Annotated in this window: 5 protein-coding genes; all 5 read left to right on the forward strand. The window is 61.8% G+C overall.

The genetic code is table 11. The features are described from left to right. The first annotated feature begins 54 nt into the window (after positions 1-54). The 5 genes from prfB (at position 55) to Q7S96_02795 (ending at position 12343) form a co-directional block, all read left to right on the forward strand. Positions 55-1183 (forward strand): peptide chain release factor 2 gene (prfB, locus tag Q7S96_02775; protein ID MDO8463169.1). Its coding sequence is split into 2 segments (ribosomal slippage): positions 55-120 and positions 122-1183, totalling 1128 coding nucleotides; the frame shifts between segments, so codons are not numbered across the junction. 163 nt (positions 1184-1346) lie between these two features. Next, entirely contained in the window at positions 1347-1952 is a 606-nt protein-coding gene (locus Q7S96_02780; GenBank protein MDO8463170.1) for an L-threonylcarbamoyladenylate synthase, read from the forward strand. A 55-nt stretch (positions 1953-2007) separates the two neighbouring features. After that, the gene (locus Q7S96_02785) at positions 2008-2922 is read left to right on the forward strand and encodes an rRNA adenine dimethyltransferase family protein (GenBank protein MDO8463171.1); all 915 of its coding nucleotides are present in this window, start codon (positions 2008-2010) and stop codon (positions 2920-2922) included. 208 nt (positions 2923-3130) lie between these two features. Then, positions 3131-3727: a hypothetical protein gene (locus Q7S96_02790; GenBank protein ID MDO8463172.1), complete on the forward strand. Its 597-nt coding sequence runs from the start codon at positions 3131-3133 to the stop codon at positions 3725-3727. A 267-nt stretch (positions 3728-3994) separates the two neighbouring features. After that, positions 3995-12343 carry a hypothetical protein gene (locus tag Q7S96_02795; protein MDO8463173.1) on the forward strand — a complete coding sequence of 2783 codons (8349 nt, stop codon included), beginning with the start codon at positions 3995-3997 and terminating at the stop codon, positions 12341-12343. Positions 12344-12472 lie beyond the last annotated feature (129 nt).

Consider the following 12472-nt stretch of genomic DNA (forward strand, 5'->3'; position numbering starts at 1 on the left):
GAATGTTTTACGACTCTCGCTTGCAGCCGTCAGCTTGCAGCTTGTCCTATGACCATGTCCGAACTCCTCCGGCAGCTTGACACCCTCGTGCAGCGCCTCAACGCTGCGCGGGACTTCCTTTGACCTCGCCGGACGCAAGAAGGAGATCGCACACCTCGAGGAGGAGACGATGCGTTCCGGGTTCTGGGATGATCGGGATCGCGCGACGGAGGTGACGCGTCGGATGGCAGATCTCCGGAGCGATGTGGATACGTGGGAGCACCTCCACCGCGAGGCCACGGATCTCCTGGAGCTCGCGGGCCTCGACGCCGATGACCAGTCCGAGAGCATCCGTGAAGAGCTCGAGCCGCAGGTGCTGGTGCTCGAACACCAGCTCCAGATGCTCGAGGTGCGCGCGCTCCTCAGCGGAAAGCACGATGCGGACGATGCGATCATCGCGATCCACGCCGGTGCAGGCGGTACTGAGGCGCAGGATTGGGCCGCGATGATCCTCCGCATGCTCCTCCGGTACGCGGAGGCGCAGGGGTGGACTGCGCGCGTCGTGGACGAGCACCGTGGCGAAGAAGCGGGCATCAAGTCCGCGGTGGTGGACGTGCGCGGTCGTTTCGCGTATGGCCTCCTCCAATCCGAGGTGGGAGTCCACCGGCTCGTTCGGCTCTCTCCCTACGATTCCGACCACCGGCGGCACACGTCGTTCTGCCTCGTGGAAGTCCTCCCGGACCTCGGGGAAGCAACGGAGGTGAACATTGATCCGAAGGACATTCGCATTGATACATTCCTTTCGTCCGGACACGGCGGACAGAGCGTGCAGACCACCTACTCGGCGGTGCGCATCGTCCATCTCCCCACGGGCATCATCGTGTCGTGCCAGAACGAACGCTCGCAGCAGCAGAATCGGCAGACCGCGATGCGCGTGCTCCAGGCGCGACTCCAGGCCATCGAAGAGGCCAAGCTCGCCGAGGAAAAACAGGTGCTCCGCGGCGAGTACAAGGAGGCGGCGTGGGGCAACCAAATTCGGTCGTACGTCCTCCACCCGTACAAGATGGTGAAGGACCTCCGTTCGCGCTACGAGGAATCCAACCCCGACGACGTGCTCAACGGGAAACTCGATCGTTTCGTCGAGGAGTACCTCCGCTGGAAGGCCGAGGGGAAGCCGGATCGGAAGGTGGCGGCTGAGTCCTAGCGCCACCCCCCCCACCAACCCCCTGTCATTGCGAGGAAGTCCACGACCGAAGCAATCCCGGCCATGAACAGGCCCATCCAACCCCGCAGCACGCGCACCCGCTTGGTGATGACCGGGATTGCCCGTCACTCGCGGACTCCTCGCAATGACAGGACTCAGGACTATGGGAATTCCTCGCAATGAAAGGAATGAGCGTGCGGTTGCCCACCTCCGGAGCGGCGGGGTGCTCATTTACCCCACGGAGACCTCCTACGCAATCGGGTGCGATGCGACCAACGCGCGTGCCGTCGCGCGCGTGTTCGCGGCGAAGGGTCGCGTCGCGGAGAAATCCCTGCCGCTCATCGTGGCATCTCGCGCGATGGCGAAGCGTTACGCGCGATGGAATGCGCAGGCCGAGGTGCTCGCTCGCGTGCACTGGCCCGGGCCCCTCACGCTCGTCCTCCCGTATGCGAGCGGAGCACGGCTCGCTCGCGGCGTGGTGGCAGAGGATCGCACCATCGCCCTGCGCGTCTCGTCGCACCCGGTCGCCCGCGCGCTCTGCCGTCGCCTCGGTCGCCCGATTGTTGCGACGTCGGCGAACATCGCCGGTGCGCCGCCGGCATTCACCGTGGCGGAGGTCGAGCGTTTTGTTCGACACCTCAAGTCACCACCGCTCGTCCTCACCGCTGGTGATCTCCCGCCATGTCCACCTTCCACCATCGTCGCGCTTACGAGTCCCGTCCCGTGCATCCTCCGCCAGGGAAGCATCGTAATAGCCCCTCACATCTAGCCATCTGTCTCTCCTCCACGTTCCAACACTCAAAGCACTCTGTGAGCAGGCGGGCATGCGTCCGCACCGCGCTGCAGGGCAGAACTTTCTCATCAACACGGGGACGCTCCAGTGCATCGTTGACGCGGTCCACCCGCAGCCCGAGGACACCATCCTGGAGATCGGCGCGGGCTTCGGCGTGCTCACGGAGGCGCTCGCACCGGCAGCGGGGCGCGTTGTCGCCGTCGAGCGTGACCATCGCATCGTCCCCCTGCTCCGCGAGCGCATCGCGCAGTACGCGAACGTCATCGTCGTGGAAGCGGACATCCTTGATATCCTCTCGAGTCCACACACGCCCCCGCATGTTGTCATTTCGAGCGATGCCATCCCTCCTCCTGTCATTTCGAGCGATGCCGCGAGCGAGAAATCTCACACGCCCCACACAACGTTGCGCTTTCTACTATCCCAACACAACATCGGCACGCGGAAGATTGTCGCGAACCTCCCGTACAGCATCACGTCGGACTTCCTCCGCGTCTTGTTTGATCGCGTGGCGGATGGAACGCTTTCGCCGCCCGAGCGCGTCGTGCTCCTCCTCCAGTACGAAGTAGTAGAGCGGCTCATCGGGAGGACCGAACGACAGCGGGGGCTCCCCACGATGCTCACTGAGCTCGCCTGCGGGAGCATCCGTCGTGTCGCGCGGGTGCCGGGCACGCACTTCTGGCCCGCGCCCAAGGTGCAGAGCGCGGTGGCGGTGTTCAGCGCGTGGCGGTCGCCGGAGGAGATCGCCGCGCTCGTCGAGAGCGGTCGGGAGCACCTCATCGCGGTGATGAAGCAGGGGTTTGCGCACCCGCGTAGGCAACTCGTAAACACGCTCCACGGGACCAGTGATGCGGTGTGGACACGCGCCGGTGTCGCTCCGTCGAGCAGGCCCGCTATGCTCACGCTCCACCAGTGGATAGCACTCGCCAACGCGATTGCCGCTCCGTGATATACTGAGATCGTAGAAAAATATCAACGCGCTGTCATTGTGAGGAGTCCGCGACGTTGCAATCTCGCAGAACCAAGTGGACGGGATTGCCACGCCCTCGAGGACTCGGGCTCGCAATGACATCAATTATCCATTTTTCTACGGTTTCATACTATCCTCATGCGATGAGGAGCGTCATCGTTTCTATGGCGCGGAGTTTTCCACAGGTATGGCTGGAGAATCAAGACCACCGCAAACGCGCGTACTCGCCGGCCTCGTGCTGTTCGGCGTTGTCGCGGTGATCCTCGGCGTCACGCAGCTCCGCACCGCCATCAATCGAGCGGTCGCCGATGTGCCGACGACACCTTCCGCGACTGCAGCCGACGATGAAGAGACGGCCCGCCGCACCGCGCTCGCCGCCGCAGACACCGATGGAGACGGCCTCGCAGACCTCGACGAGCTTGAGCGCACCATCACCTCGCCCTACCTCGCGGATTCCGACTCGGACGGACGCACGGACAAGGAGGAGATTGATGCCGGCGAGAATCCCAACTGTCCGATCGGGAAGACGTGCGTGGCACCACTGAACGACACCGCCGCACCGCTCGTCGCGGAAGAGGTAGCCCCGCCTGCTCCCGTCGGGGATGCGACACCCGCAGATGCGTTTGATCTCCGGCGTGCCATGGATCAGCTCCCGCGAGACCCTGCGAGCATCCGGCAGACGTTCCGGGAGGCCGGCATCCCCGCAGCACAGCTGGAGCAGCTCACCGACACACAGATCCTCGAGCTCTGGGAGCGCGCGATGGAAACCATCGAGCAGCAGTAGGAATTAACATTCTTATGCGTTCTCACCACTCGCGTCATTCCTGCTGATCCTCCCCCTCTCCATGTACTCATGGGGAGGGGGAGCGAGAGGGGGAGGGGCGGTATGCGACTGGGCAATATCGCTCCTCCCCTCCCTCCCTAAGCCCTCCCTCCCCCCCGAGTACGTCCTCACCCCCTCCGTCATTTCGACCGAGTCCACCTCCCCCTTCGTCATTTCGACCGAGTCCGCGAGTGGAGAAATCTCACACGGTACAATAGATTGGGGCGGGTGAGATTTCTCAGTCGCGGACTCCATCGAAATGACACGTTTGCGGTAGACCCCATCATCATCTCGCGCATCATGCGCACGCACACAGCACCCCATGCGCCGCTCCGTCGCCGCATCACCGTGAGCATCTTCACGGTGTGGTTTGTCCTGTTGGGTGTGGGCGTAGCGTATCCGGCGAACGCGTCACTGCCGGTCATTGATGCCGTTCAGGCAAAGGACATTGTCGAGAAACAGCTCGCGGAGAATGTTGGATTCCAGCTCACGACCGCAAGTTTTACGGTCATGCAGAACATCCTCCAGCAGATTCTCGCCGATACGGCGGGATGGATTGCATCGGGAGGAGAGGGTCAAATGCCGCTCTTCGATCGGAAGACCGCACTGGAGTCCTGGGGCGATCTCGCGCTCAATAATGGACTGGAGTTCCTGAGTGCACTTGATAGTCCTGCTATTCCCATTTCAGATGCTATCGGCGGCCACGGCGGTGATTGGTTGGGTATCAGTGATTTCAACGGATTTCAGCAGTTTCTCTGCGCGCCAAACCCGCAGATCGCGCTCCAGCTCAAGCTGGGACTTGCCGATCGTCTCCGCCCCAAGCCGCCACGCTGCACCTGGCAGCAGATTAAAGATGGCTTCACGAGGGTTGGGAGTGAGCAGAACATCCAGCAGCAGCTCTCCGGGATCGGTGCATCGTTTGAGCCCGGCCAGAGCGACCTCGCGGTGGGACTCGACATGCAGGCATCATTGACCGGTGCTCTGAGCAAGACGAAGCAGGAGTTCGACAAGATGACGCGGGACAGCGGATATCTTGGGCCTCAGGAAACGATTGCAGAGTGGACAAAAACCCCCGCATCAGTCGTGGCAGAGGAAACAGCAGAGCATTATGTTGGTTTGCCAACGAAGATGGCCGAGAGTGTGGGAGAGTGGGCTGCGGAAGATATTCGCTCGACGGATTATTTCCTACCGATGCTCCTGCAAATGGGGAAAAACCTCACGCTGCAAACGGCGCAATCGTTGGTCATCAAGCTCATCCAGAAGCAGGTGCTGGAGAAAGGTATCTTCCTCTCCGATATTTTCGACCCTGATGATAGTGTGCTTGATGGTTTTGCATTTGACAGCAGCCCAAGCGTGGGGCGCGCGACGCGAGCGGTACAGGCCTTCGCGCCACTCAAGGAGGCAACATTCAACATCCAGGGATCGTTCGACATCCTCGGGACATTCTCCACATGCCCCGATCCGTCACACCGCACGCTTGACACCTGCGTCCTCGATACCGATTTTTCCGTTGCCGTTCGCAATGGGATGACGGTGCGGCAGGCGCTCGACGCGCAGGGTGGGCTCCACGGTGAGCGGAAGCTCGTGCCGGCAGGTGCACAGGAGGAGCAGAGCAATGCCACCGAGTGTCTCACGAGCGCGTACTGCGCATCCAACTTGGAGAAGCTCCGGCTCTGGCGTATCATCCCTATCGGTTGGGAGCTTGCGGCGAACCATCCGGCAAACACGTCGCCATACGAGACACTCGATCGTGTCGTGGAGGCGTTCGATGAGACCGGACCGGATGGCCGATGCGGTACTCCCGACGATACGTCGTCGTACTGCGGCCTCATTGATCCGGACTGGGTGCTCAAGTACCCCGAGCACGAGTGTCGTCTCACCGCGCCAACCGAGGTGCTCCAGACGAGCGAGCTCGCGTACCGCGCGGAGACGTGTCGTGATCCGCGCTCATGCGTGCGGCGCAACGATGACGGCTCGTGCGCGCAGTTTGGCTACTGCGCCGCCGAGCAGCAGGTGTGGCGCCTCAACGGCGAATCCTGCCCCTCATACGCCGCAAGCTGCCAACGGTTCACCGGCAGCAGCGGCGCGGAGCTCGCGGTGCTCACGAACACCGTCGAGCACGGCGTGTGCGATGCCGGAAACGCTGGCTGTCTCTGGTATGCGGCAGAGCCCGTTCGCAACACCAACGCATGGAACGCCGCAGGCGAGCGCCGCTACTTCAACGCGAACGCGCAGACCTGCGTGGATGGCGACGAGGGCTGCACGGAGCTCATCGCGGTAGAAGACCTCCACGCGAACCTCATCCCCAACCCGAGCTTTGAAGAGGACGACGACGGCAATGGCGTTCCGGATGGGTGGGAGCTCGGTTCCAGTACGACCACGAATACCGAACCGTCGCACGGTGCGGTGGCGATCGAACCGGACTATGAGGAGGGGGTGACGCTCGCGCAAGACCTCGTGGTCTTCGGCGGGCAGACCTACACACTCTCGGCGTACGCGAAGTACGTTTCGGGGGGAGACGGCGCGCAACTGAGCGCGTACATGAAAATTTATGACGAAATGTACAACGAGGTACGCGTCGCAGGAATTCACGCGACTTGTAACGCTACAAACGCAGGAATTACCAACGTGAACTTGATTTACCTGACCGGTTTCCCGACCGTGAACGGTGGGTACGAACGATTCTCCTGCACATGGACCATGCCCGCAGCAGCGCGCTGGCTAACGCTGGAGCTCCTCGGCCTGAACGGCACGGTGCTGGCCGACGCAATCCAGCTCGAGCTCGGGGATACCGCGACCGCCTTCAACGAGGGCGACATGAGCGGCGCGCCTCGCACGCACCTCCGTGCGGCGCCAGATGCGTACCAGTGCTACGACATGACCCCCGGCGGCGCGCTCGTCACGGACAACGACGACGCGCGCTGCACGAACTTCGCGAGCGCGTGCACGCCGGCGGATGTCGGATGCGAGGCCTACACGCCCATCGCATCCGGCTATGACATCGTGAATGGCACGGTGACGATCCAAGATCAGTGCTTCCCACAGTGCGTGGGCTACGATGCGTACCGCGAGGTGGAGAGCACCTTCGACGTGCGGAACGCATTTGACTACTTCATTCCGGAGAGCGCAACCAAGTGCACCGCCGCGGATGTCGGCTGCAGCGCGTTCACCAATCTCGACGCGGCCGCCGCCGGCGGAGAATCGCGCGCGTACTTCACGGACCTTCGTATCTGCCGTAAGCCGTCGGACGCGGATGCGAGTCCCGCAACGTACTACACCTGGGAGGGATCGGAGGCCGAGGGGTACCAGATTCGCGAGTTCCGGCTCAAATCGTCCACCACCGATACGAACAGTGCACCGTTCACGTTTGGCGGGAGTTCGAGCTGTCAGACGCAGTACGACAAGGAGCCCGGTGATGCCGGGTACGATGCGGAGATCACTCCCGACTGCCGTGCCTTCTACAGTCAGAACGGTACGATCAACTACCGGCGTCTCTCCAAAACTATCGTCATCGCGGATTCCTGCACGCGCTACCGGCTTGGACACGAGCTACCCGTTGTGGGAAATGCGCTACCCGCTGGTGGTACAGAGGACCAACAGGCCATTTGTACACGCAAGGGCGGCACCTGGGATGCGAGCGCCGGCTGCACGTTCCAGGGCGTTCCCGAGCAGAGCGGCCAGTGCCGCGCCGAGGTCGCGGGCTGTCGTGCGTACCGCGGCAACACGAGCGGTGCCGCATCTCGTGTGCTCGTCACGTCGTTCGAGGCCGGTCTTGATGGTTGGACTGGTGGCGCCAGTATCCAGCAGGTTTCAGAAGCGGTGGTCGCCGGCGCACACAGCTTGCGTGTGACGGGAACGACAGGCCGCGATCTGAACACGACGCTCACCAATACCACCACAGAGGTCTGCACATCGCTCGGCGGGACATTGGTGGGGACCACGTGTACCGCGCCGCAGCTCCAGTCCGGTACCGCATACGAACTCACGTTCACCGCGCGTGGAACCGGTCGCGTGAATGTGAGTATCGTGTCAGGCACCACACTTCTCGATGAAGAACCGCCCGCTGTCACTATCGGAACAACCTGGCGGCAGTACACCGTTGGCCCGCTGCTCGTTCGCGCGGGTACCACACCGCCATCAACCGCGGAGCTGCTACTCGCCGTCACCGACGGCACGGTCTACATTGACGAGCTCACGCTCCGCTCGGCACCGCAGCAGACCTACGTCGTCAAACGCTCGTGGCAAACGCCCGCAGCGTGTGACCTCGCGTCCATCGAGTCCGGTGCCGCCGTGGAGGCCCAGGGCATGCTCGGATGCCGCGAGTACCGCGACCGCGACAAGCAACCGCACTACATCCGCTCCTTCTCCCGCCTCTGCGATGCCGTGGGCTGCACCGCGTTCTACGATACCAAGAACTCCGATGCGATCGAGAGCGTTGTGTACAACGGTACCACCGGATCCACCCTCGATACGGTGACGGCACCCGCAGACACCATCCGCTACCTCGTGGACGCGCCAGCGTTCCGCTGCAAGGAATCAAGCGCGAGCTGCACGCGGTTTGGAAAGCCGACACTCGATCGGAGCGGCGCGAATCCGCCCGAAGGGACCGCAACCGCGACCGGATGGTCCGATGTCTTCTACCTCGACGATCCCGATCAGTATACCGGCGCATCCGCCACGATGTGCACCCACGAAGCACTCTTCTGCGAGGCGTTCCGCGGGAGCGGCGGGCAGACCGCGTACTTCAAGAATCCGGGCGACGACCGCACCTGCGAGTACCGTAAGGATCCTGTGACGCTCCCGTCCGGCTCGGTCATGAAGGGGTGGTTCCAAAAGGGAACTGATGAGCCATGCTACGCAAATCTTGTCGAGAGCGGAAACACGTTTGCGATTCGTCGGAACAGCGACAGTGCCTACGCGGGCTGGGTTGGCACCTGTGCACCAGAAGACGATCAATGCGTGGAGCTCGTTGACCCTGCCGACACCTCGAACAAGTATCCGGACGGACGACCCTACAACGTTCTGCGCAACACAATAGACCTCTCGGGCTGCTCCGGTGCCGTGGATCAGAAAGCGGGCTGCGTGCTCCTGAAAGAGGAGCAGCGCACCGCCAAGACCTGGTCCGCAGCCGCAAGCTACGCCGCAGCCGAGGAATCACCAACGGAGCGCAGCGCGCCCATTGATTGCGACCGCAACCCCAGCGCGTGCAAGCGCTGCGTGCAGCAGAAACACTGCGAGACCCTCGATGGTCGGTTTGTGCAGAACGACACCGGCGGAAATACCTGCGCGGAGAAAACGGACTGCGACAGCACTGACAACGCGATCTGCGTGGATGGTGGGGTGGTGCGTGAGGCGTGCATGAACACCCCGCAGTGCCAAGCACTCCACGATCAATCATTCACCTGCAACCAGCTCTCAAACGACGCAAACCTCCTCGTCGCTGCGCGTGCGGATCGCCAGTGCATCCAGTGGTACGAGCCAGCCGGCGAGTTTGAGACGGTGCAAAATGGGAACAAAGTGCTTATCAACACGAACGTGAGCCTCGTCGGCGAGCAGGGTGGTGAGCTTCGGCGGCCCGCACCGTCGTACCTCACGACCCAGACGTACCAGCAGCGCGATCGCACCTACGCCGGCATCGAGTACAGCGGCTACGCTATCCCGCTGCGTCCTGGGCTCGAGTTCCTCCGCCAGCTCAAGAAAACCGCCGACGAATTTGTCCTCGTGCCGGTGTACTGCGCGGTAGGTGATCCCGGGTGCAGCGACACCACCGCCGGACACTGCGTAGATACCGCAGCGGAAGGTGCGGCATGCGGCCCATTAAGCCTCCTTACGGGTAGTGCCCGCGGCGTCTGCGTCAAGTCGCTATGCACCTGGCCACCTGCCGTGACGGAGCAATTGGATGCAAGCGGTACTGCCATCGAGTTGGCCTACACAACCCCCGATCCCCTCGAGCGCACCTGCCGCGCGTATCCGGAGCGCGACGCGCCATATCCGGCCACGGAGAATCGCGGCGTCTTCAGTGTGGGCAGAAGCAGAATAACGTCCATAGACCCCGACTACCGCGAGGCGAACGTCTGCGATGCGGACGAGGATAAAACCTGCGAGTGCTCGTACACGAAAGTGCGCTACGCGGGTGGCAATACGCGGTACTACGAGCCGACCGCCATCCTCGGCACCGACTACCCAGCCGCAATCTGCATCGGCGGGCAATATGACGGCGAAGAGTGTGATGTGGCCGCTTCCGGCGCGCGCATCTCTCCTCCTTCTCCTTCAGAAAACCTCTCCTGCAACACGAGTGAACCGCCAGACATCAACGACGGTGTCTGCCGCGCGGTGGAAATCGCCACCCCGCTCCTCGGTCTCCCGGGCCAGTGCCTCGAATGGGACGAGAGCATCGTCCTCTACGGCGAGGAAGGCGTGCACCCCTGCAAGACCTTCTACCCCGTCGGCCAACTCGTCGGCGTCCCCGGCGTCGGCCTCAGCCAACAGAGTGCCGCATACACCAACCAAAACCAATACATGTGCCTCCGCGCGCGGGGGAACCTCGGGCCGACGCGGTCGCCCTCAGCAGCTTACTATCCTGCTCTTGACCCTTCACGCTACCTCGTCGCAGCGCGCATCGAGGGTGAGTACACAAACCCAACCTTCGTAGTTGAGGAGGGTGCCTCTATTTTCTCGAATGACTTCACGGGTGCAGACGTGAGCAAATGGATGCGTTGGCCATACACTGCCAATCCTGTGCATGGTTCTGTGCAGCGCGTTCCGGGAACAAATTCGTTCAATGATCGTATCACCGGAAAGGCAGAGTCATCGTATTGGTATCCTAACCAGAGTGGAACCAGTTATGGATCGCCGCGGTTCGTCTATGAGTGGGAAGTGGACTCCATAGTTCTTGTGAACGATATGACGGCAACGAATGCAGATGCGAACGACTTCAACCCCGGCACAATCACCTTACGACAATCAAGTGATTGGATCGCGTGTGCGCAGCGAGATAGACACGACAGTTCGCCTGTACCGAAAGTATTCAACGGTAAGAAGCAGAGCCGCGCGACGGTCGCCGCTGGTGGCTGGGACACAAAAGGCGGCGTATGGTGTTGGGATAAGAGCGACTACGGTAGCGGGAGGCATCGTTTTGACGGTAGTGTCATCACCGCACCTACAGCAATAGCGTTCTGCGATACTGAGCAGACCAGTGGCGTTGAAATCACATTCACAGACGCTAGTGCGCAAAGCTCACCTGCACCGGCAGACAAACAATACCTTGGAGTGCGAGTCGTGTGGGATCCTGCTACACGTCGGCTCATGTCCATCGACACGGGATATTGCAATGACGCTGATCCAGCTTCTGGCTCAGAAACACGCAATACTCCCTACAACATCTTCTTCCGCTTCCGCGAATGGTGCACCAATGTTGCGCAAGTAAGCGGGTCGCCCGACTCCAAGCCCTGGACCGATCGGACGTGGGCACTGTCTTCGTATGGGCTTTCTCACCTCGGCTACACACAGCAGACGGCGACAATTCCGTTTGGCCGCGCGGACACAGCGATTGCTCCTGCAACCAGTCCGTGGTTCATTGATGGACAAGCAACGACTCTCGTGGGAGATCCTCCCAACCGTCCGACCACATCGGATACATTTGCCGGCACACCGTACTCCTGTGAAGGCCTTTGTTCGGTGTCAACAGCAGCAACGGCCACTGCGGCATCAACCGCGCAATCGCTCACGGACGCACGTGCGGAGCTCCAGGAGGTCTTTGCGAGCGTCGTGCAGCAGTGGCAGTGGACCTCCTTCGCCAATGGCTACTTCACATTATTAGACGCTGCAGGTGATCCGCCACGGGACATTAGCGGAGACGCGAGTGCGCCAGCACATCGCAGCCATGTTCCAACCGCCCCCGTCGTCTACGGCGTCGGCGATCCGTCCACGCTCGATGATGACAATCCTCCGCCGCTCAACCCTGCATATAAAGACACCATGACGATCAACGGAACATCACTTGCCGAGGATGCCAACGGGGATGCGCTCGCCCCCGTGGTCCTCGCGCACGGCCAGCGCACGGACATCTACTTCTACATGCAGGCGAACGCAGACCAAATGCCCATCCGCAGCGTGAACTTCGATTGGGGAGAAAATGGCCGCCAAGCACTCACCATAGACAACTCAACCATCCCCAACCACCTCCCCGAGTGTGACGGCGCGACCTTCGGCACTTCCAGTGCTGCCGGCTGCACCAAAGGTGCCGTCCACCTCATCAACTCCTACACCTGCGAAGGCGAAGCAGGTCTCACCCGCTGCGATGGTGCATGGAATGATGCCAATGCTTCCATCAGCCCCGCCGGGTGTTGGGATGCCGACTACCCCCGCGTAGACGGCGGCTCCGGTGCCTGCATCTACCAACCCCGCATCAAGATCACAGATAACTGGGGGTATTGCAACGGGAGCTGCCCGGGAAACGGGGGAGGGAATCTGTGTTTTGATGCATCTGGCGTGAGTGGGGCCAATGAGTGCGTAGACATATCTCTAAATTCCTGGACACCATTCGCAAACCGCATCGTCGTCACACCGCAGGAATAGTGAGCAAACGATGCTTCTTGCGAGAAGAGAGGAGTTTCATGGTGTTGCAGCACAGAAAAACCGACGTTCCCGTAAGGGGGCGTCGGTCTGTGTCGGACAGGGAACTCATGCGTGGGCAGCCAGTAAGCT

The sequence above is a fragment of the bacterium genome, from assembly GCA_030647005.1.
Taxonomy (GTDB): domain Bacteria; phylum Patescibacteriota; class Patescibacteriia; order JACPHY01; family JACPHY01; genus JAUSKG01.